The sequence below is a fragment of the Bacteroides sp. B1-V-101 genome (assembly GCF_023656585.1).
GTDB classification, from domain to species: domain Bacteria; phylum Bacteroidota; class Bacteroidia; order Bacteroidales; family Bacteroidaceae; genus Bacteroides; species Bacteroides thetaiotaomicron.
The window spans coordinates 149,067-171,174 of record NZ_JAMOKH010000005.1; the positions used below are offsets into that span (position 1 = coordinate 149,067).

At 42.5% G+C, this 22,108-nt stretch carries 19 protein-coding genes, 1 tRNA gene and 1 pseudogene; 11 read left to right on the plus strand and 10 right to left on the minus strand.

The window, feature by feature from the left end:
- Nucleotides 1-96: 96 nt before the first annotated feature.
- The 4 genes from NBH01_RS06260 to NBH01_RS06275 all read right to left on the minus strand — a co-directional run bounded on the left by NBH01_RS06260 (nucleotide 97) and on the right by NBH01_RS06275 (nucleotide 2,352).
- A complete protein-coding gene (locus NBH01_RS06260; RefSeq protein ID WP_048694670.1) occupies nucleotides 97-372 on the minus strand; it encodes a hypothetical protein in 276 nt (91 codons plus the stop codon).
- A 23-nt stretch (nucleotides 373-395) separates the two neighbouring features.
- Entirely contained in the window at nucleotides 396-617 is a 222-nt protein-coding gene (locus NBH01_RS06265) for a hypothetical protein (RefSeq protein WP_048694667.1), read from the minus strand.
- A gap of 358 nt (nucleotides 618-975) precedes the next feature.
- Complete coding sequence (locus NBH01_RS06270) at nucleotides 976-2,007, minus strand: DUF3871 family protein (RefSeq protein WP_055229372.1); 1,032 nt, start codon at nucleotides 2,005-2,007, stop codon at nucleotides 976-978.
- 180 nt (nucleotides 2,008-2,187) lie between these two features.
- On the minus strand, nucleotides 2,188-2,352 hold the full coding sequence (locus tag NBH01_RS06275; protein ID WP_162838064.1) for a hypothetical protein: 165 nt from the start codon (nucleotides 2,350-2,352) through the stop codon (nucleotides 2,188-2,190).
- A gap of 720 nt (nucleotides 2,353-3,072) precedes the next feature.
- Between NBH01_RS06275 and NBH01_RS06280 the strand changes: the two genes are divergently transcribed.
- Nucleotides 3,073-3,927, plus strand: a complete 855-nt coding sequence (locus NBH01_RS06280) for an Rpn family recombination-promoting nuclease/putative transposase (protein ID WP_048694656.1) — start codon at nucleotides 3,073-3,075, stop codon at nucleotides 3,925-3,927.
- Nucleotides 3,928-4,518: 591 nt separating this feature from the next.
- Nucleotides 4,519-5,382, plus strand: coding sequence for a PD-(D/E)XK nuclease family transposase (locus tag NBH01_RS06285; RefSeq protein ID WP_048694654.1), 864 nt, complete (start codon nucleotides 4,519-4,521; stop codon nucleotides 5,380-5,382).
- A gap of 176 nt (nucleotides 5,383-5,558) precedes the next feature.
- Here the strand turns inward: NBH01_RS06285 and NBH01_RS06290 are convergent.
- A tRNA-Met gene (locus NBH01_RS06290) sits at nucleotides 5,559-5,632 on the minus strand.
- A 224-nt stretch (nucleotides 5,633-5,856) separates the two neighbouring features.
- Between NBH01_RS06290 and NBH01_RS06295 the strand changes: the two genes are divergently transcribed.
- The 4 genes from NBH01_RS06295 (at nucleotide 5,857) to NBH01_RS06310 (ending at nucleotide 10,714) form a co-directional block, all read left to right on the plus strand.
- Complete coding sequence (locus tag NBH01_RS06295) at nucleotides 5,857-6,243, plus strand: START-like domain-containing protein (protein WP_008763744.1); 387 nt, start codon at nucleotides 5,857-5,859, stop codon at nucleotides 6,241-6,243.
- Nucleotides 6,244-6,319: 76 nt separating this feature from the next.
- On the plus strand, nucleotides 6,320-8,218 hold the full coding sequence (locus tag NBH01_RS06300; protein ID WP_008763745.1) for an LptF/LptG family permease: 1,899 nt from the start codon (nucleotides 6,320-6,322) through the stop codon (nucleotides 8,216-8,218).
- A gap of 5 nt (nucleotides 8,219-8,223) precedes the next feature.
- Entirely contained in the window at nucleotides 8,224-9,438 is a 1,215-nt protein-coding gene (locus NBH01_RS06305) for a bifunctional 3,4-dihydroxy-2-butanone-4-phosphate synthase/GTP cyclohydrolase II (protein WP_008763746.1), read from the plus strand.
- Nucleotides 9,439-9,520: 82 nt separating this feature from the next.
- Entirely contained in the window at nucleotides 9,521-10,714 is a 1,194-nt protein-coding gene (locus NBH01_RS06310; RefSeq protein ID WP_048696673.1) for a pyridoxal phosphate-dependent aminotransferase, read from the plus strand.
- 146 nt (nucleotides 10,715-10,860) lie between these two features.
- Here the strand turns inward: NBH01_RS06310 and fdxA are convergent, their stop codons facing one another.
- Nucleotides 10,861-11,031, minus strand: a complete 171-nt coding sequence (gene fdxA, locus NBH01_RS06315; protein ID WP_002559159.1) for a 4Fe-4S ferredoxin — start codon at nucleotides 11,029-11,031, stop codon at nucleotides 10,861-10,863.
- A gap of 180 nt (nucleotides 11,032-11,211) precedes the next feature.
- Here fdxA and metA point away from each other — a divergent pair, with 180 nt between their 5' ends.
- From metA to NBH01_RS06340, 5 genes and pseudogenes are all read left to right on the plus strand, one after another.
- A complete protein-coding gene (gene metA / locus NBH01_RS06320; RefSeq protein ID WP_074859828.1) occupies nucleotides 11,212-12,129 on the plus strand; it encodes a homoserine O-acetyltransferase MetA in 918 nt (305 codons plus the stop codon).
- Nucleotides 12,126-13,955: a peptidase U32 family protein gene (locus NBH01_RS06325; protein WP_011108288.1), complete on the plus strand. Its 1,830-nt coding sequence runs from the start codon at nucleotides 12,126-12,128 to the stop codon at nucleotides 13,953-13,955. The genes metA and NBH01_RS06325 overlap by 4 nt, the downstream gene beginning before the upstream one ends.
- Entirely contained in the window at nucleotides 13,952-14,986 is a 1,035-nt protein-coding gene (locus tag NBH01_RS06330) for a zinc ribbon domain-containing protein (RefSeq protein ID WP_080973812.1), read from the plus strand. The genes NBH01_RS06325 and NBH01_RS06330 overlap by 4 nt, the downstream gene beginning before the upstream one ends.
- A 43-nt stretch (nucleotides 14,987-15,029) precedes the next feature.
- The gene (locus NBH01_RS06335) at nucleotides 15,030-15,518 is read left to right on the plus strand and encodes a GNAT family N-acetyltransferase (protein ID WP_055300723.1); all 489 of its coding nucleotides are present in this window, start codon (nucleotides 15,030-15,032) and stop codon (nucleotides 15,516-15,518) included.
- 284 nt (nucleotides 15,519-15,802) lie between these two features.
- Nucleotides 15,803-15,928, plus strand: a pseudogene (locus tag NBH01_RS06340) (helix-turn-helix domain-containing protein); the annotation flags it as partial.
- An 11-nt stretch (nucleotides 15,929-15,939) separates the two neighbouring features.
- On the opposite strand, the gene NBH01_RS06345 reads toward NBH01_RS06340, so the two are convergent.
- The 4 genes from NBH01_RS06345 to radA all read right to left on the minus strand — a co-directional run bounded on the left by NBH01_RS06345 (nucleotide 15,940) and on the right by radA (nucleotide 22,106).
- Entirely contained in the window at nucleotides 15,940-18,357 is a 2,418-nt protein-coding gene (locus NBH01_RS06345; protein ID WP_250700033.1) for a TonB-dependent receptor, read from the minus strand.
- Nucleotides 18,358-18,447: 90 nt separating this feature from the next.
- Nucleotides 18,448-19,050 (minus strand): response regulator transcription factor, encoded by a 603-nt coding sequence (locus NBH01_RS06350; protein WP_008763753.1) that lies wholly within the window; start codon nucleotides 19,048-19,050, stop codon nucleotides 18,448-18,450.
- An 18-nt stretch (nucleotides 19,051-19,068) separates the two neighbouring features.
- Complete coding sequence (locus NBH01_RS06355; protein WP_250700034.1) at nucleotides 19,069-20,718, minus strand: NAD(P)/FAD-dependent oxidoreductase; 1,650 nt, start codon at nucleotides 20,716-20,718, stop codon at nucleotides 19,069-19,071.
- A 20-nt stretch (nucleotides 20,719-20,738) separates the two neighbouring features.
- On the minus strand, nucleotides 20,739-22,106 hold the full coding sequence (gene radA / locus NBH01_RS06360) for a DNA repair protein RadA (protein WP_008764082.1): 1,368 nt from the start codon (nucleotides 22,104-22,106) through the stop codon (nucleotides 20,739-20,741).
- Between the last annotated feature and the right edge of the window lie 2 nt (nucleotides 22,107-22,108).

Genomic DNA, 22,108 nt, shown 5'->3' on the forward strand with positions numbered 1-22,108 from the left:
TTTCTTGTTTTAAAATGTTGGTAAATAAAAAAGGAGGACACCACGTTGATTGTGATATCCTCCTCAGATATAATTCCGGTATGTTTCAACCGTCTCTCAAATGAATGGAATATGTAGTTCTTCCAGCACTTCCATTAACTTTTTTGCACCTTCTTTTGATGCTTCATTTCTTAGGTCCGTCCTTCTTTGAGGATCTGCATACACTGTCAATATCTCTACAATAGTCCTGAATAATGTCTGTTGTAGGGTTTGGTGAAATGTTGTCGTTGCAAGTGCGAATCGTTTTTCATTCCACCCGTAATCATTCAAGGCCCTTGCCAATTCCTGTGCCGCCTTGAACTCTCTGCTGTTTTCAATTTCAAATCTTTCCATTTTTCTTTCTGATTCGTTTTTAGTTAAAATATAGTTGCATTGACCGGCCATTTTTCTGCGTCAGTATCAATGAGCTGGTGTACATATTTATCTGACGGATATGCCTTTTCGGCTTTTAAAGTAGCTGCAATATAATTTGTTGCTTGTACTGTCAGCGAGGGCATCATTTCTATGAAGTCCTTGTACGTTTCCCCCTCTTCGGTAATTAAGGTATATTTGATTATATCGAAGGTGTAATGTGCCATACTTTATTCCTTTCCATTTTATTCAGAACCATTCCCGTTTTACTCACCGGTGTGCTCTGTCCGTTCATTTTCTTTTCTTAGCAACTGAAGTTCCACCTTCTCCGTATCAAATTCATAATTCATGCACTTTTTAAAGTTTCCCATTAAAAGAAGCAGGGGAAATAACATCCCGTGCCTGCAATTCCTTCCGTGCTCGTCTAGTGCTGATTTACAGGTGTCACAATGGTATATGTCCTGTATACATGTTACGCTCATATATTTTCTCCTTTCTGATTTTAATTCAACAAAAGAAGGGAGAAAGACCTTGTTTGTTATTTTTAGATCTTTCTCCCTTCATAGGATTTTTAGATGTTCCGGTTTATCTCAGAAACCATCCGTAATTTTCAGTGTCTTCCCCTCTCAAGGCTTTCTGAATGCCCACTGCAAAATCTGTGGCGTTCTGATTCCTTTCGAGGAATTTGTCAATATAGGACTGTTTGGCCGCCTCGTTAAGAAGCTGCATCAGGTCCCAGCATGAAATTTTTGCTCTTCCGCGTAAGCCGAAGTTAGGGTTGTCAATATAGCCTTTGGTGGCTGCATTGATGTTTGAATCACCCAGGATAACTTTCGGCAATTCTTTCATCTGTGATGCCGGTAAAACCTGGTAAAGCCGTAAACGTCCGATTATCTGGCAGAATTGTTCCTGTGAAATCATTGTTCTCCCCAGGGTTTCAAGAAGTCTCAAATTTTGTTCGGGATTGAATGTCTGAAACAGTTTTAGTGCGGCTATATAGATATCCGTATCGCCCATCACTTCCAGACGTCCTGTCAAGCCGTCACATGTCAGCATAAGATTACTGCATACCCTGACTCTCCATCCGATAAAGATTTTAAATTTTTCAGGGGATTTTTTTCCGTACAGGTTCTCTTCGTTCAGGCTTCTTACGCCGCCGATACAAAGATGCACTTCCTCACCGTTTATTTCCCGACATATGGTTCGGATATGAAAACAGAATGCCATTCTCTGATAATAGATGGTTTCGTCTTCAGGTTTGAGTTCTTCCTTCCTTTTTGTCAGTGCGGAAGGATGTCTGCCTAAAATCTTGTGTGAGACTCTGATTTCCGTATTACCGAAAGTTTCTCCTGCAAAAAACATGCTTGCCGCCTCCTCAATACGGTGTATAAAAGTCTGGTGGCTGATTGTAAGCTGGTTGTCTCCAAAGCTGGGTACAATACAGTTCGTTTCCAGTTCTTCAAGTGTAATGCCTGAAGTGTTTGATTCAATAAAATTGGGATGTTCCTTCTTCTGTTCCTTTTCTGATACGATTACTGCATCTTCGATAAAGGTTGGGTTGACCATACCCATTCTTGTCATCCTTGTGGATGGTAATAATAAATTGGTTGTTTCCATATTTTTATAGTTTTTAATTGGTTAATAAAATCCGATAAAAGAAAAAGCCAAGAGGTTTATTTCTTTGCTTTTACAAATATTCCTCTTAGCTTCTTGATTCCCTTGAGTATGGATGTGGTTACCTCAAGGATGGTTATAATTACGTCCTGTGCCTTATCATAATCCATTCACTAGACGTTTCTATGGGTTTTCAGTTGTTACATTGCCTGTATCAACTTTACTTGCGGCGGATTTACGTTTGCTCCTGCCACCATACTTCTCTACAAGTTCCACAATAGTTGAACCTGCCACGATGATCTCAGCAATGTATGCTGCGATTCTGATTCCTTTCATTAAATGTTTCATTTTTCTCTTGATTTTAATTGTTAGTTAATAATATGTTCTTGTTCTCTTTTCTCTTGTTTTTATTCTTGTCATATATAAGGGTTTAAGGTGAAGAGGGAAGGAGAAGAAAGGGAAGTAAAATGAATGATAAGGAAAAGGAGAAGAAAAAAATAAAGAGCCGTTATCAAGACTCTTCGTCCTGACTTGGCTCTTTGATAGGCTGTCATACTTTCATTGCCCAGACTGTAGCTGTAATAATTACCGGTACCGCTGCTATCCTTCGAATTGAATCTCCCAATGATCTTCTAAGTATTGGGCTCAACCCGGAAATTGTTTAATCTTGTTTGAAGCTGTGTGCACCATTTAGTACCGGTGCAATCTCTGTGCTTCAATTTATTCTCATCTATAAGGATTTCGGGTGATGGGAGGGGGAGAAAAACGGCCTGATATTATATCTTGATAATGAGAGGAAGCCGGATGGTCTAAAAGAATGACCTGTATGATCACTGAAGTCATATGAATTGTAAATATCAGAGTTATATACAATTAAAGAATAATCCCGGTTACTTTTTATCTTTCTGTTAAAATAGCCTCTTTCTGCTTGATTTTTACTTGATTATTGCTACTTTTGTACATAAGTGTCGGGAAGGTTTATTGAGGCATTTTTAACGGCCTCTCGTGTTGGTTATACAATGAGATATTTCCGCGATTTGATTTTGAAATTATAAAAATAGAAAGCACATGGGAACAGAAGGAATTCAGGATAAATATGTAAATCCATATACCGATTTTGGATTTAAACTGCTTTTTGGAACAGCTATGAATAAGGAGTTGTTAATTAGCTTTTTAAATGCGCTCTTATTCAAGGAGGAAGTAATCAAGGATGTAACTTATCTTAATGCAGAGCATCTTGGAACACAGGAATATGACCGTCGGGCCGTATTTGATGTATATTGTGAGAATGAGAAGGGAGAGAAGTTCCTGGTTGAAATGCAGCGTGGCGAGCAGCAGTTCTTTAAGGACCGCAGTGTCTTTTATTCCACTTTCCCTATTCGTGAACAGGCTAAACGAGGGGAATGGGATTATGAGTTGAAGGCTGTTTATGTAGTGGGTATCCTGAATTTTTCCTTTGACAATTCTGATGAGGAGTATTTCCATCATGAGGTGAAACTTGTGGATCTTTACACGCACAAGGTGTTCTATGATAAACTTACCTTTGTTTATCTTGAGATGCCCAAATTCAATAAGACTGAGGATGAGTTGGAGAGTATGTTTGACAAGTGGCTTTTTGTCCTGCGTAACCTTGCCTCTCTGCTTGAACGTCCCAGAGCATTACAGAACAGAGTTTTTGACCGCCTCTTTGAAACTGCGGAGATAGCTAAGTTTACCAAGACTGAACTGAGTGAATATTGGGACAGTCTGAAAAATTTCCGTGACTGGTATAGTGTTATATCTACGGCGGAAAAGAAAGGAAGGGAAGAAGGAAGAGAGGAAGAAAAAAGAGAGAATGCTCGTAATTTTAAAAAGTTAGGAATAACTATTGATGTTATTTCACAGGCTACTGGACTGTCTAAAGAAGAAATAGAAAAGTTATAGTGTAAATCTTAAATATGTTATTTGTGAAGGGAATATGCGGATGATTACTGTGTATTCCCTTTTTTATAGGGATCATGAAAGAATAATCTAATAATTTATCTATCTAATAGTTTATTGGCTTTATTAAAAAATAGTTGTTTTTTTGTTTTAGTTGTAATATTTATCTCATAAGTATTATCTTGTGTTTGAATTTTGGATAAAAATAGATTCTGTTTTAAAGGGTGCATATTTGTGTACCCTTTTTTTTCTCGCTATAATCTGATTTAAAATAGCTTGCATTGAAGAAATATAAATATGATAGTTTTGATATTCAGCTTTAAATTGGTGATACGTAGAAGAACGACAGCTGTATTTTTTAGAACAATTTAGTTGGACAAAAACTGATGCTTCAACTGTAACTAACATATTTGTTGCATATAACACCGATTGCTTTAAAATAAATCAAAATCTTCAATTAACGAATGAATAAGAGTCAGTGTATTTATTGTATATTGAAATATATAACAGGGGATACTGAAAACTGCCATCTTTCTTGTTACTCTACATCATTTTGTTTACCTTTGTAGTAATCAATATATTAAGTGGAAGAATATGAATAATAACAATAACCAAATAATCCGCTTTGACTGGGCGATGAAGAGACTTCTCCGTAATAAGGCAAACTTTAGTGTACTTGAAGGTTTGCTTACTACGTTATTGGGTGAGAAAATCGTTATCCAGAAGCTTCTTGAAAGTGAAAGCAATCAGGAGGATGAATATGACAAGTATAACCGTGTCGATATGCTCGCCGAAAATTCTAAGGGTGAGCTTGTCTTGATAGAAGTGCAGAATAACAATGAATATGCATATTTTCAACGTATGTTGTTCGGTACTTCTAAATTGGTGACTGAATATATCAACAGAGGGGAGAGCTATGATAAAGTACGTAAGGTATATAGTGTTAATATTGTCTATTTCTCACTAGGACATGGGACAGATTTTGTTTATCATGGAAAAACAGAGTTTAGAGGTATCCATCAGGGGGACATTCTAGAACTAACTCCTTTCCAAAAGCAGACGTTTAAAGTGGATACAGTTAGCCAGTTATATCCTGAATACTATATCTTGAAAGTGAATGGTTTTGATCAGGTAGCCAAGAGTCCTTTGGAAGAATGGATCTATTATTTGAATACGGGGGAGATTCCTTCTAGTGCTACAGCTCCAGGTCTTGAAGAAGCACGTGAGAGATTGAAGTTGGATAGTATGACTAAGGATGAATTGGCGGCTTATTATCGTCATTTAGATAATATAGTAATTCTGCGTGATAATATCTATACGGAACGAGAAGAGGGAAGAGCGGAAGGAGAAAAACAAAAAGCAATAAAAGTTGCTAGTTATTTAAAGCAGGTAGGTTCTCCGACAGAATTAATTATAGGAGCAACCGGTTTGTCTAAAGAGGAAGTAGAAAAATTATAGTGTAAATCTTGAATATATTCTTTGCGAAGAGGGGAATACATTATATATAATGTGTTCCTTTTTTTGTGAACATTAATATCGTTTTGTGTTCCCGTTGTGTTCCCATCTTGTTTTAATAAAAAAGACCGCCAAGAGTGGAAGCCTCCTAACAGTCTCAATTTCAATGCTTTTCTTAGTAGCGGGACCCGGGATTGAACCGGGGACCTCATGATTATGAATCATGCGCTCTAACCAGCTGAGCTATCCCGCCATCATTTCTCGATTGCGGGTGCAAAGATAGATGTTTTTCTGTAATCTCCAAAACAATTCATAACTTTTTTGTGTTTTTTCTTTAGAACGAGGTTCTCTTTTTCCTATAAATAGGGAGTTTGGGGCCTTGAAAAGAAATAAGTTTTAAATAAAGTGTCTGATTTATGCCACATAATTAGAAAAAAGTATTTATCTTGGCACACGTAAAAACAATTCGAAATTGCTATGAAAAAAGAAAAAATTCATTTGGAGTATTTGTTGAACGCAACATCTAAAAATATTCTTTGGGCAGCTATTAGCACACCGACCGGGCTGGAGGACTGGTTTGCTGATAAAGTAGTATCTGATGATAAAATCGTAGAATTCCATTGGGGGAAGACTGAACAAAGAAATGCCGAGATTATTGCGATCCGTTCTTTCTCATTTATTCGCTTTCGTTGGCAGGATGACGAAAATGAACGCGATTACTTTGAAATCAAAATGACTTATAATGAGCTGACAAGTGACTATGTATTAGAAATTACAGACTTCGCAGAGGCGGACGAAGTTGCTGACATGAAAGAATTGTGGGAGTCGCAAGTGGCGAAATTGAGAAGAACGTGTGGTTTTTAGTTAACTTTCAACTAAAAATTTTCTATGCTACTTTTTTTGTGCTAATTTTGCGTCTTAATTGCACGAACCTATTAAGATGCTACGCATAAAGAAATTAGATATATTTATCGTAAAGAGCTTCCTGATGCTCTTTATAGGTACATTCTTCATCTGTCTCTTCATCTTCATGATGCAGTTTTTGTGGAGATATGTAGACGAGTTAGTCGGAAAGGGATTGGATATGAGTGTGATAGCTCAGTTCTTCTTTTATTCCGCATTGACACTGGTTCCAATATCGTTGCCGTTGGCAATATTGCTGGCTTCTTTAATAACCTTCGGCAACTTTGGCGAACGTTACGAGTTGCTCGCAATGAAAGCTGCGGGTATATCCTTGCTTAAAATTATGCGCCCGCTGGCTTTCTTTGTCTGTGGTTTGGTTGCTGTCTCTTTTTATTTCCAGAATGTCGTGGGGCCTATTGCTCAGACGAAACTATACACACTGATTATTTCGATGAAACAAAAGTCTCCGGAATTGGATATCCCGGAGGGGGTGTTTTATTCGGAAATACCGGATTATAACCTGAAGATAGCCAAGAAGAACCGGAAGACAGGTATGATGTATGATGTGCTGATTTATAATCTGAAAGATGGATTTGAGAACGCACATATTATTTATGCAGATTCCGGACGGATGGAAATGACTGCAGACAAGCAGCATCTCTGGCTGCATTTGTACAGTGGTGATTTATTTGAAAACCTGAGATCACAGAGTATGAAATCTCAGAATGTACCGTATCGTCGGGAAGAATTCCGGGAAAAACATACGATTATTGAGTTTGACTCAGACTTTAATATGGCGGATGCCAGTATTATGAGCAATACATCTGCTGCCAAAGATATGTCGATGCTGCAAGCCTCCATCGACTCAATGAAAATGGTGGGTGATAGTATCGGAAGACAATATTACCGGGAAGTTTCTGAAGGGAATTTCCGTAGCACCTATGGATTGACAAAGGAGGATACGGTCAAGATTATGGAGGCGAATATTACTGAATATAATATCGACAGTCTCTATGAGGTAGCTCCTTTGATGCAGAAGCAGAAGGTGATTTCATCCGCTGCAAGTCGTGCGGAAAACCTGAGCAGTGATATAAACTTCAAGAGTTACACGATGGGTAGCCATGATTATAGTATGCGGAAGCATGAGATAGAGTGGCATAAAAAGATCACTATTTCACTTTCCTGCCTGCTGTTCTTCTTCATTGGTGCCCCATTGGGCGGAATTATCCGTAAAGGAGGACTCGGTATGCCGGTCATCGTTTCGGTGATGGTATTCATCATTTATTATATCATAGATAATACAGGCTATAAGATGGCACGTGACGGCAGATGGGTCGTATGGATGGGAGTGTGGACCAGTAGTGCCGTGCTTGCCCCGTTAGGTGCTTTCCTGACTTACAAATCAAATAAAGACTCTGTAGTGCTCAATGCCGATGCGTATATCAATTGGTTTAAGAAGATTGTCGGTATCCGTAACATACGTCATTTATTCAAGAAAGAGGTGGTGATTCACGATCCGGATTATACTCGCATACCGGGTGATTTGCAGGTGCTTACTGACGAGTGCAAAGAGTATATAGCTAAAAATCGCCTGATGAAAGCCCCGAATTATTTTAAGTTGTGGATGTCGGGCGAGAAGGATGATGAGATGATATCTATCAATGAAAAGTTGGAGACACTCATAGAGGAGATGTCCAATACGAAGTCTGTGACTTTGCTGAACACATTAAACAATTATCCGATTATTTCCGTTTCTGCTCATATACGCCCGTTCCACACCTATTGGCTGAATCTGGCTGCCGGGGTTATTTTCCCTATAGGATTATTCTTTTATTTCCGTATCTGGGCATTCCGTGTCCGGTTGGCGAAAGATATGGAACGGATAATAAAAAACAATGAACAAATTCAATTCATCATACAGAATATTAATAAATAAGTGTTATGGAAGAGATTAAAATGGATAGAATAGAAGATGCGATTGCCGATTTCAAAGAAGGCAAGTTTGTCATTGTAGTGGATGATGAAGATCGTGAAAACGAAGGTGATTTAATCATAGCTGCCGAAAAGATAACTCCTGAGAAAGTTAACTTTATGTTGAAACATGCGCGTGGTGTGCTCTGTGCGCCTATCACGGTGTCGCGTTGTAAAGAACTGGATTTGCCGCATCAGGTTAGTGATAATACTTCTGTATTGGGCACTCCTTTTACAGTGACAATTGACAAACTGGAAGGTTGTAGTACCGGAGTTTCTGCTTCCGACCGTGCTGCTACTATTCAGGCGTTGGCCGATCCTGCTTCTACACCGGCTACTTTCGGACGTCCCGGACATATTAATCCGCTGTATGCACAGGAAAAAGGAGTACTTCGTCGTGCCGGACATACAGAAGCTACCATCGATATGGCACGCCTTGCCGGACTTTACCCTGCAGGTGCTCTGATGGAAATAATGAGCGATGACGGTACGATGGCACGTCTGCCGGAACTTCGTGCAATGGCCGATGAACATGGACTGAAACTGATTTCCATTCATGACTTGATTGCTTATCGTCTGAAACAGGAGTCAATCGTAGAAAAAGGCGTTGAGGTAAATATGCCGACCGAACATGGTATGTTCCGTCTGATTCCTTTCCGTCAGAAATCGAATGGACTGGAGCATATGGCTATATTTAAAGGTACATGGAATGAAGACGAACCTATCTTGGTGCGTGTCCATTCATCTTGCGCTACTGGTGATATTCTTGGCTCACACCGTTGTGACTGTGGCGAGCAGTTGCATAAAGCGATGGAAATGATTGAAAAAGAAGGAAAAGGTGTGGTGGTTTATCTGAATCAGGAAGGCCGTGGTATCGGTTTGATGGAAAAGATGAAAGCATATAAACTTCAGGAAGACGGTATGGATACCGTTGACGCAAACCTTTGCTTAGGACACCTGGCAGATGAACGCGACTATGGAGTAGGAGCCCAGATTCTGCGTGAACTGGGAGTGCACAAAATGAAACTTCTGACAAATAATCCCGTGAAACGTGTAGGGCTGGAAGCCTATGGGCTGGAAATTGTAGAAAATGTACCTGTTGAAACAGTTCCTAATCCTTATAATGAGCGATATCTGAGAACAAAGAAAGAAAGAATGGGACATACATTACATTTTAATAAGTAAAATGCCATTTTGTTTTCATATATCGAATATTATCGCTTATTTTGCAACGAATTTCACTCAACAACAATAAAATAGATACAAAATGAATCAATTATCAGATCGTTTGAACAGCTTGTCGCCGTCGGCGACGCTTGCCATGTCGCAAAAGAGCAACGAACTCAAAGCGCAGGGTATTGATGTTATTAACTTAAGTGTAGGAGAACCGGATTTCAATACTCCTGACCACATCAAAGAAGCTGCGAAGAAAGCCATTGATGATAACTTTTCTCGCTACTCTCCGGTACCGGGTTATCCGGCTTTACGCAATGCGATTGTTGAGAAGCTGAAAAAAGAGAACGGTCTTGAATATACTGCTGCTCAGATTTCTTGTGCCAATGGTGCAAAGCAATCTGTATGTAATGCGATCCTGGTATTGGTAAATCCGGGTGATGAAGTAATTGTACCGGCTCCTTACTGGGTGAGCTATCCGGAAATGGTGAAGATGGCAGAAGGTACTCCTGTCATTGTTTCTGCCGGCATCGAACAAGATTTCAAAATTACTCCGGAACAACTGGAAGCAGCTATTACTCCGAAAACAAAAGCATTGATTCTTTGTTCTCCGTCCAACCCCACAGGTTCTGTTTACAGCAAAGAAGAACTGGCTGGACTGGCAGCCGTGCTGGCTAAGTATCCGCAAGTAGTGGTAATTGCTGACGAGATTTACGAACATATCAATTATATCGGTGCACATCAGAGCATTGCTCAGTTACCGGAAATGAAAGAACGTACAGTGATCGTGAACGGTGTATCCAAAGCCTATGCAATGACCGGGTGGAGAATCGGTTTCATTGCTGGTCCGGAATGGATTGTGAAAGCTTGTAACAAGCTTCAGGGACAATACACTTCGGGTCCTTGCTCGGTATCTCAGAAAGCTGCCGAGGCTGCTTACGTAGGTACACAAGAACCGGTGAAAGAAATGCAGAAGGCATTTGAACGTCGTCGTGACCTGATTGTGAAGTTGGCTAAAGAAGTGCCGGGTTTCGAAGTAAACGTACCGCAAGGTGCTTTCTATCTGTTCCCGAAATGTAGCTACTTCTTCGGAAAGAGCAACGGCGAACGTAAAATTGAAAACTCGGACGACCTGGCAATGTACCTGCTTGAAGATGCTCATGTAGCTTGTGTAGGCGGTACTTCCTTTGGTGCTCCTGAATGTATTCGTATGAGCTACGCTACAAGTGATGAAAACATTGTAGAAGCTATCCGTCGAATCAAGGAAGCATTGGCTAAATTGAAATAAGCAATCTTAGAGAATATAGAACGGTAGGCTATCTCCTGAAAAAGAAAGTCTACCGTTTTTTTATGTAATTTCCTTTTGTCCGTAGCGATAAAATAAAAAAAGGCTGCCTTCCGTAGAAAGCAGCCTATACTTTTTTGTAGATTGTATTATTCAGCCGGGTGAATAGCTTCAGACGGGCAAACGTCTGCGCAAGTTCCACAGTCAGTACATACATCTGGGTTGATAGAATAGATATCACCTTCAGAGATAGCTTCTACCGGACACTCGTCGATACAAGTTCCGCAAGCAATACAATCGTCACTAATTACGTAAGCCATTTTTTTAAGATTTAAATTATTAGTACTAATTCGTTCGGCAAAAATAAAGCTTTTATTCATTACTTGGTATGCTTCTTTGATTAAATTGACTTAATTTGTACGTCTTCTAAATAAGCAACCTCCCTATTATGTGCTATATTTTTCGTATTTTTGCAGCCAAATTACTAATATATAGCGATTATGCCTTTAAATTTACCCGATAAGCTTCCTGCAATAGAATTATTGAAGGAAGAGAATATTTTCGTAATTGATACTTCGCGTGCTACGCAACAGGATATTCGTCCGTTGCGGATTGTGATTCTGAACCTGATGCCGTTGAAGATTACAACGGAAACAGACTTGGTGCGGCTGCTCTCGAATACGCCTCTCCAGGTAGAAATCTCGTTTATGAAGATCAAGAGTCATACATCCAAGAATACGCCGATAGAACATATGCAAACGTTCTATACCGACTTCGAGCAAATGCGTAACGAGAAATACGACGGCATGATCATCACCGGTGCTCCTGTGGAACAGATGGACTTCGAGGAGGTGACTTATTGGGAGGAAATTACCGAAATATTTGATTGGGCACGTACGCACGTGACGTCTACCTTATATATATGCTGGGCTGCGCAAGCCGGACTGTATCATCACTACGGAGTTCCCAAGTATTCACTGGACCAGAAAATGTTCGGTATCTTCGAACATCGGGTGTTGGAACCTTTCCATTCTATCTTCCGCGGCTTTGACGATTGCTTCTATGTGCCGCATAGCCGCCATACGGAAGTACGCAGGGAAGATATCCTCAAAGTGCCGGAACTGACATTGCTTTCCGAATCGAAAGATGCGGGCGTTTATATGGCTATGGCACGTGGCGGACGTGAGTTCTTCGTGACCGGACACTCGGAATACTCTCCCTATACCTTGGATACGGAATATCGTCGTGATCTGGGTAAAGGACTGCCGATCGAAATTCCCCGTAACTATTACGTAGATGATGATCCGGACAAAGGTCCGTTGGTCCGTTGGCGCGCTCATGCCAACCTTTTGTTCTCCAACTGGCTGAACTACTTTGTTTATCAGGAAACGCCTTACAACATTAATGATATTGAATGATCAAGCAGCGTAAAATAGAACTTCTCGCCCCGGCGAAGAATCTGGAATGTGGTATCGAAGCTATCAATCACGGAGCAGATGCCGTATATATCGGTGCACCTAAATTTGGCGCCCGTGCAGCGGCTGTGAATTCTCTGGAAGATATCGAAGCGTTGGTAAAACATGCTCACTTGTATAATGCCCGTATCTATGTCACAGTCAATACGATTCTGAAAGAAGAAGAGTTGAAAGAGACGGAGGAGATGATCCATGCCCTGTATCGGGTTGGCGTGGATGCCCTGATTGTGCAGGATATGGGAATCACGAAACTGAATCTTCCGCCGATACCTCTTCATGCCAGTACGCAGATGGACAATCGGACACCGGAAAAGGTGAAGTTCCTTTGGGAAGCGGGTTTCCGTCAGGTTGTTCTGGCACGGGAACTGTCGATTCGTGAAATAAGGAAGATACACGAAATTTGTCCCGAAGTTCCGCTGGAAGTATTTGTACACGGGGCGCTTTGCGTAAGCTATAGCGGTCAGTGCTACGTTAGTCAGGCTTGTTTCGGGCGCAGTGCGAATCGGGGAGAGTGTGCGCAGTTTTGCCGCTTGCCTTTCAGTCTTGTCGATTCGGAAGGAAAAGTGATTGTGAAAGACAAGCACTTGCTCTCTTTGAAAGATATGAATCAGAGTGATGAACTGGAACGGTTGCTGGATGCCGGAGCTTCCTCATTCAAAATAGAAGGACGTCTGAAAGATGTGTCTTATGTGAAGAATGTAACGGCTGCCTATCGTCAGAAACTAGATGCTATCTTTGCCCGCCGACCGGAATATGTGCGCGCTTCTTCCGGCACTTGCCGTTTCGATTTTAAACCGCAGCTGGACAAGAGTTTCAGTCGTGGATTTACTCATTACTTCCTGCATGGACGCAGTGAGGATATTTTTTCTTTTGATACTCCGAAATCATTGGGAGAGGAGATGGGTACAATGAAAGAAGCCCGTGGCAACTTTCTGACCGTTGCCGGACTGAAATCATTTAATAACGGAGACGGTGTCTGCTATATTGATGAACAGGGACGTTTGCAGGGATTCCGGATTAATCGGGTGGATGGAAACAAACTTTATCCTCAGGAAATGCCCCGCATCAAGCCCCGTACCAAGCTCTATCGCAACTTCGATCAGGAGTTTGAACGCATACTTTCCCGCAAGTCGGCCGAACGGAAGATTGCCGTTAACATACTGCTTGCAGACAACAACTTCGGTTTCTCTCTGACACTGACGGATGAGGACGATAACAGCGTTACGCTCACTCTGCCTCGTGAGAAAGAGCCGGCTCGGACTCCACAGGCTGATAACTTGAAGACGCAGCTTGCTAAATTGGGTAACACGCCTTTCGAAGCGGAAAAGATCGAGATCTCTTTCTCGGAGAATTGGTTCTTACCGGCTTCTGTTTTGGCGGACTTCCGCCGCCAGGCGATAGAAAAGCTGATTGCTGTCCGACGTATCAATTATCGTCAGGAACTGGCTGTCTGGAAGCCGACTTCACATGATTATCCGCAGGCTGCACTTACTTATTTGGGAAACGTGATGAACACCCGTGCAGCTTCTTTTTATCGGGAACATGGAGTGCAGCAAGTGGCTGAGGCTTATGAAAAGGAACGGGTGGAAGATGCCGTGCTGATGTTCTGCAAACACTGCCTGCGTTATAGCATGGGCTGGTGCCCTATCCATCAGCGAGTGCGCTCGCCTTATAAAGAGCCCTATTATCTGGTATCGAATGACGGAAAACGTTTCCGCCTTGAATTCGATTGCAAAAACTGTCAAATGAAAGTAAAAGCGGCACAATGAAACGATTCCCCGGCAGAGATATGCGGAGTTTAACGGAGCTTGTTCTTGGCAGAGATAAGTTTCGTACAGCTTTGTGCTGTTCTGTCGTGGGGATGTTGCTGACTCTGCTGTTCCTTTCATCCTGTCACTATACGCGTCCCGATCTTACTTCCGAGGAACTGTCGGAGAAGACAAGAGATTCTCTGAACTATCTTTATGACCGGCATTATACCTGGAATACGAATCTGGAAGTAACCACCGACTCGGTAACAATGGAGTGCCTGCCCATCAAGGACACCTACATTGCATTGTATAAAGGAGATCGGGTGGTTGTTGCCGAGTTTGCCATTCACCCTGCCGATAGTGTGGACAGTGTCTGGGTAAAGCTGGCGCATACACAAGAGGAGCAGGGGTGGATACGTGAAACAGAATTGAAAGAATCGTTTGTGCCGACGGACAGTATTTCGCAGGCTATCCATTTTTTCAGTGATACGCATGCTTCTTATTTCATGATTATCTTCGCGTTGTTTGTCGGAGTCTATCTGTTTCGCGCTTTCCGCCGGAAGCAGTTGCAGCTGGTCTATTTTAATGATATTGACAGTGTCTATCCGTTGTTTCTTTGCCTGTTGATGGCTTTCAGTGCGACGGTTTACGAATCAATGCAGGTCTTTGTGCCGGATACGTGGGAACATTTCTATTTCAATCCCACCTTATCGCCTTTTAAAGTGCCTTTTATACTTTCAGTCTTTTTGTTGAGCATCTGGTTGTTTCTGATTGTCGCTTTGGCGGTGCTTGATGACCTGTTCCGGCAGTTGACTCCCGCCGCTGCGGTCTTTTATCTGCTGGGACTGATGTCCAGTTGTATTTTCTGCTATTTCTTCTTTATCCTGATGACACATATTTATATCGGTTATTTGTTCCTTGCATTCTTTATCTGGGTTTTTGCGAAGAAGGTGCATCGGAATATCAGCTATAAGTATCGTTGCGGACATTGTGGGGAGAAGTTGAAGGAGAAAGGTATTTGCCCCCATTGCGGAGCGATTAATGAATAATCTTTTATATCTTGTTTTTATATTCAAATCATACTTCTGAATGATGGAAATCAGACTTACCGAATTGAAAGATCTCCCTTTGGTGATGGAGATTTATGATTATGCCCGTGCTTTTATGCGTGCCAATGGGAATGCAACCCAATGGATTGACGGCTATCCGTCCGAATCATTTATCCGTCAGGAGATAGAAGACGGTCATAGTTTTGTCTGTACGGACGAACAAGGGGAAATATTGGGAACTTTCTGCTTTATATTAGGCGAAGATCCTACTTATCTGAATATTTATGAAGGTGCATGGCTTAATGACGAACCTTACGGTGTCATCCACCGGATGGCTGCCAGCGGTAAAAGGAAAGGCGTATCGGAAGCCTGTCTGAACTGGTGCTTTGAACATTTTGAGAATATCCGTGTGGATACACATCGGGATAACAAAGTTATGCAGCATATTCTGGCGAAATACGGCTTTCAGCGCTGTGGCATCATCTATGTCAAGAACGGGACAGAGCGCATTGCTTATCAAAGAATACTTTAATTGTGCGCTACCTTTCTCATGCAGTCTGTTCATAGATAAGTTGTTAGTCCATATAGATCAAGCATCAGTATTATATGGAGCAAGCGTTGGTTTCCTCGGAGGAAACGGCAGTTCCCTTTAAAAGGAACGGTCGTTTCCATTAAAAGGAACGGCCGTTCCCTCACCGGGAAACGACAGTTTCCATTGCAGGAAATGATAGGAAACTATAAGTTGTTGAGATCTAGCTATATAGAGTTCTGTTGGCAATGTTATAGAGCTCATGTTCATGCCCGTACGGTTTTGAGCTAAATGATAGTCAGCTGACCATTCAGCAGATCAGCGAACAGCTGAACTTCTCGAATCAATCATTCTTCGGGAAGTTCTTTAAGCGCTGTGCTGGTATGTCTCCAAAGGACTATATGAACAGTTGATCTGTTATTTCTTAGAATCGGCAGCGGAGATCTATTCCGAATTGTACGGGACGTCCTTTCTGCATAAATCCTTTGTTCATCGTTTCAAAGTAGAAGGCTGCATAGTCTTTGTCCAGGAAGTTACGTGCCCAGAAGCTGATCATTGCATTCCCTTTTTCAAGATTTGCACGCCAGTTCAGTGTGCCGTAAAAAGATTGGCTAACATCATTCAGTTCCGTCCAGTAGATGCGTCCGGCAGCATTGTAGTTTGCTTGGAATACAACACGGTCGAAGATGGAACGGGAGCTACAGGTGATGGCGTATTCTCCTCCGATATTAAGCGTATGCTTGGGGACGAAGGGAACATATTTGCCGTTGTAGTCAGCTTTTACTGTTAGGTTGCCATCTTTGTCTGCTTCATTTATAATATAGTCGGTAAAGGTGGCGTACGTATATCCGTAACTTGCGTTCAGACTTAGTTCGTTGGTCAGGCTGGCGCGGAGGGATGCTTCTGCACCGTAGCTGTTGCTTTTGCCTGCATTGATTGTGGTACGTCCAAGACCGCTGCCGATAAATTGAGAGAGTTGCTGGTCACGGGTATCCATATAGAAAGCTGCAAGGTCGGCCCAGAGTTTTCCTTCCCACAAAGTGAGATGAGTACCCACCTCATAATTCCATGAATATTCCGGTTTATAGGTTGTTGCATCTTTTACTTCGGGTATAGCAGGCATTTTGTCTCCTATCATTCCTTCAATCAATGTGCTGTATTTTTCGAACTCCGCGCTTTTTTTAATGGCTTCTACCATCGAGTGCGCCTGTTGCCCGGTGATTATATCAGAAAACATTTGGACGTTATAGCCTCCCGAACGGTAACCCTTGGATACTGTAGCGTAAACGTTATTGCCTTTTCTCCATTCGTATTGTAAGGCAAACTTGGGTAATAATTGGACATAATCTTCAGATAGTTTACCATTGTAGGCAGCATCTGCTATCAGGTCTTTGGCGGTAATAACCATAGGGCCCATGGCAAAGTTGAAGTCGAAGTTGAGTGGGTCGCTTGCCGAATTGTACTTCATACTCATCTTTTCGTAGTCCAGACGAAGACCTACAGTGAAGGATAGTCCTTTGGTAAAAAGGTTATTGAAGGTTGATTGATGAAAAATGGCTCCGTTCCATATTGGAGTATCAAAGTTGCCACTGACTCTTAACGTAGGGTTAAGAACACTCATGCTCATCTTAGGTGCTTTATTCCCTAAATTTTCAAAGATGCTGTTGGTATTTCCTTCAATAGTTTCTTTTACCCCGTCTTCTTTGAAGGTAACCGGACCGTCTGTATTCAATGTCTGATAGAATCCAAAGATACCTGTTGTCCATTCCCACTTACGGTTGGGCTTCGATTTAAGCACAATTTCTTCTGAAATAGTATTTAGTTTCTGCTTCTGGGTAAGATTGAATATGTTCTTTTCAGTAAAGTCCTGGTCGAGAAACATTCGGTCTTTCAGATGCTGATAACCGGTAACAGCGCTTAGGATGAAATTCTTGGCTTGATATTCGACATTAAATCCTGCATTCAGCAGGTTACGGTAGTAGTTGCTTCTATCATTATATGCAATCTTTCCGATCATTTCTTCCCGTTCTTCAGTCTTTCCCTTGTTGACGCCTTCCTGGGTGATGCCTGTGTAAAAGTAAGGATATCCTCCTTGGTCACTATATTCGTAGCTGACATTCAAGTCTAGTTTAAGGTTATCTTTCGGCAGATAAATACCTCTGAACCGTCCACCTCCTGCATTGCCTTTGTCTACCCGTTCATTATTGCGTGTAGAGTTTTGATAGAATCCTCCGGTATGTTCGTAGAATCCTCCGGTAGAAAAGGCGAATTGGTCGGATATACGGTGGTAATGTGTTAACGATACATTGTAGTCATTATAAGTTGCTGCTCCCATACGGATATCTGTACCTTGATATGTGAAAGGTGACTTGGTGTGTACCTTGATCAGCCCGCCCATTGTATTACGTCCATACAAAGTTCCTTGCGGACCGCGGAGTACATCAATACGTTCTATGTCGGAGTAGTTGAAATCGAAAGCTGATTTATCAATATAGGGGATGTTGTCTACATAGAGTCCGATAGCCGGTGTGTTGATACGTGAACCAATCCCCCGAATATAGATAGAAGTAGTCAGCTTTGATCCATACTCCGGAATGAAAATATTCGGAATGAGTCCGGATAATCTTTTCACGGAGTTCACTTGGTTAGCCTGCATGTCTTTCTGTGACAATACAGTTGTAGCTGCCGACAGCTCACGTAGTTTCCGGTTTTCTTTCGGAGTGGCGATCACTACCACTTCTTCGATGTCTACTACTTTAAGAGAATCTTTAGGGAAATCTTCAGCCCATGTTGTTCCTGTCGTCAGGAGTGCGAGGGCAATCATAATATTCTTTGTTTTCATTCGCAGTTAATTTGTCTGGTGCAAAGTAACGGCAAATATATAAGGTAGGCAATCCTCATTTATTAGGATTATGCTTCATTTTTTAAGAAGTCAGATTCGGTCCGCCTCTATGTATCCGTTCATTACTGCATAGATGGTTAATCCTGATACAGACTTGATTCCAAGTTTTTCCGTGATATTTTTCCTGTGGGTGATGACGGTAGTCAGACTGATATTCAGTTTGTCGGCAATTTCTTTGTTGATTAATCCTTTGGTAATCAGAACCAGTACTTCTATCTCACGGGCAGATAAGATTTCCTGATGTACCTCCGGCATGGCAATCGGGGGCATATCTTTTACAGGATAGCCGTTGTGGTGTGCATGTTGATGAAGCTTCAAAAGACTTTTCACCAGTTTCTCTTCGGGTTCGTAGATATTGAGTACAGGCACACCCGACAGTTGGAATTGCGGGCTGTCACTGGCCAGCACAATTGTTTTCCGCTTTCGGGGGAGGAAGAAGGCATTGTGTTCAACATAGATTTGCGCCGAGATGAAGTAATGGGCATACATGTCCGGGGTATCATCCATTAGTTCACTGAAACTATGGAAAGTACGGATAGTTGCCATTGGAATAATTTCTTCCAATATACTTTTCAGTCCGAGACAAGTGAGGGTATTGGACTCGATAATGGCTATTTCAGGTTTGTAGTTCATTTGACCGTAGAATATTTATTAATGATTGATATAATTAGCTACCGCTTCCGCACACCGTTCTCCATCGACTCCTGCCGAAACAATTCCACCTGCATACCCTGCACCTTCTCCGCAGGGAAACAGTCCGCGAACAGTGACGTGCTGTAACGTCTCCTTATCCCGTACGATGCGGACTGGCGAAGAAGTGCGGGTTTCCACACCAATCATCACCGCTTCATTCGTAAGGAAACCGTGACTGGTACGCCCAAACTGCTGAAAACCGAGAGATAATCTTTTGCTGATAAAATCCGGCATCCAAAAATGAAGCGGAGAAGAAATCAGCCCCGGACTGTAGGAAGATTCCGGTAAATCAAAACTTAATTTCTTGCGAGTAAAGTCCAGCATACGTTGCGCCGGTGCCGTTTGGCGCCTGCCACCCTGCAACCAGCATTGACGTTCCAACTCCTCCTGAAAGTGAAGGGGAGTAAGTTGAGTCTTGAGAGTTGAGAGCTGAGAATTGCTCAGCAATGGATTAATGGCTAATAACTGCGCATTTTGTTGCGCAGCCAACTCTCCACTCTCCATTTTCAACTCTCCACTTATAAAATCTTCCGGTTGAATCTCTACCACCATTCCTGAGTTACTCCAACGCGATCCGCGGTTAGAAGGAGACATTCCGTTTACTACAACTTGTTCCGGTCCGCTGGCGGCAGGAACAACGAAACCGCCGGGACACATACAGAAGCTATAAACTCCTCTGCCTTCAGCTTGTGTCACGAAGTTGTATTCGGCAGCAGGAAGGTATTTCCCCCGCCCGTTCTTATTGTGGTATTGTATCTGGTCGATCAGCATAGCCGGATGTTCCAGCCGGACACCGACAGCGATTCCTTTGGCTTCTATCGTAACACCGTTTGCAGCCAGCCAGCGATATACATCCCTTGCGGAATGTCCGGTTGCCAGTATCACAGGACCGAGAAAAGTCTTTCCTGTGTTGGTTTCAATACCTTTGATTTCGTTGTTCTCAATAATCAGTGCATCCATTCTGGTCTGAAAATGCACCTCTCCACCACACTCGATAATCGTATTCCGCATATTCTCAATGACACGCGGGAGTTTGTCTGTCCCAATGTGAGGATGGGCATCGGCCAGTATAGCCGCAGAAGCTCCGTGCTGACAGAATACATTCAGTATCTTGTCTATATTTCCTCTTTTCTTGCTACGGGTGTAAAGTTTTCCATCCGAATAGGCTCCTGCGCCTCCTTCGCCAAAACTATAGTTCGATTCCGGATCTACGGTATGTTCTCTGCTGATTTGTGCCAGATCTTTTTTCCGTTCGCGCACATCTTTTCCCCGTTCTACGATAACCGGACGTAGTCCGAGTTCGATGAGGCGTAAGGCGGCAAACAGTCCGCCGGGACCGGCACCTACTACGATAACCTGTGGCTTGCCTTCCACATTATTATATATAGTGCGTTCGTATTCATCCTCCTTGGGCATCTCATTAATGTATGCCCGTACCTTCAGGTTGACAAAGATAGTCCGTTGACGTGCATCGATGCTCCGTTTCAGTATTCGGGTAGCAGTGATATTACGCAGGTTAATGCCTTTTTCTTTAGATATATATTCTTTCAGTCGCTGTTCGTTTGCTGCGATTTCGGGAAGGATGCGGAGTTGGTATTCTTGTGTCATGGATTTATATTAATTAAAACTTATCCGAAGAGTGCTCTGAATGCCTCTTCCACCTTTCTTACAGGTACTAATTCTATTTTTAGTTTTTGGGTGTCAATCCCTTGCAGGTTATACTTAGGAAGCAGGAACCGTTTGAATCCTAACTTTTCCGCTTCTCCGATTCGCTGCTCTATTCGATTCACGGGGCGTATCTCTCCCGACAGACCGATTTCTCCTGCCATACAGACTTCCGGTTCGACAGCCGCATCCATATTGGAAGAAAGGATGGCACTGATCACTGCCAGGTCAATAGCCGGATCATTCACCTTCAATCCTCCTGCAATATTCAGAAACACATCTTTCTGCGCAAGCTTGAAGCCTACACGCTTTTCGAGAACAGCCAGAAGCATATTCATTCTCCGTATATCGAAGCCGGTTGCCGACCGTTGAGGATTTCCATAGACGGCAGAACTCACCAACGCCTGTGTCTCAATCAGGAACGGGCGTACTCCCTCGATAGCAGAAGCAATCGCTACTCCGCTCATCCCTTCATGATCCTGACTTAACAATAACTCCGAAGGATTGCTGACCTGACGTAATCCGTCCTGACGCATTTCGTAAATACCTAGTTCGGCAGTGCTTCCGAATCGGTTCTTGATGCTTCGCAGAATACGGTACATATAATGCTGGTCTCCTTCAAACTGGAGAACTGTATCTACAATATGCTCCAGTACCTTTGGGCCTGCAATACTGCCTTCTTTATTTATATGTCCGATCAGCAGGACCGGTGTATGCGTTTCCTTGGCAAAACGGAGAATCGATGCCGAACATTCCCTTACCTGGGCAATGCTTCCGGGAGATGATTCAATATTTTCCGTGGAAATAGTCTGTATGGAGTCGATAATGACCAGGTCGGGACTGGTGTTCTTGATATGCACGTAAATCTGTTCAAGTGAAGTCTCACAAACGATCAGACAGTCGCTGGAGACTTCCGAAAGGCGGTCGGCGCGTAGTTTCAGCTGTCGTGCGCTCTCTTCACCGGATACATAGAGAATCTTCTTGTCCGGCATACGCAAGACAGTCTGCATGACGAGTGTCGATTTTCCGATTCCCGGTTCGCCGCCGATCAAAACCAGAGAGCCGGGCACAAGTCCTCCGCCCAATACACGATTCAGTTCGTCGTCGTGCATATTGATGCGCGGCTCATCATCGGCTTCTATTTCGCTGAGGATAACAGGTTTCGCTTTCTGCGTCTCGATGCCCGATACCGGACGGCGGTTGGTCGTTTCTTTCCGTACGATTTCTTCTACATACGTATTCCATTCTCCGCACGACGGACACTTACCCACCCATTTGGGTGATTCCTGTCCGCAGTTACTGCATACATATACGGTTTTTTCTTTTGCCATTT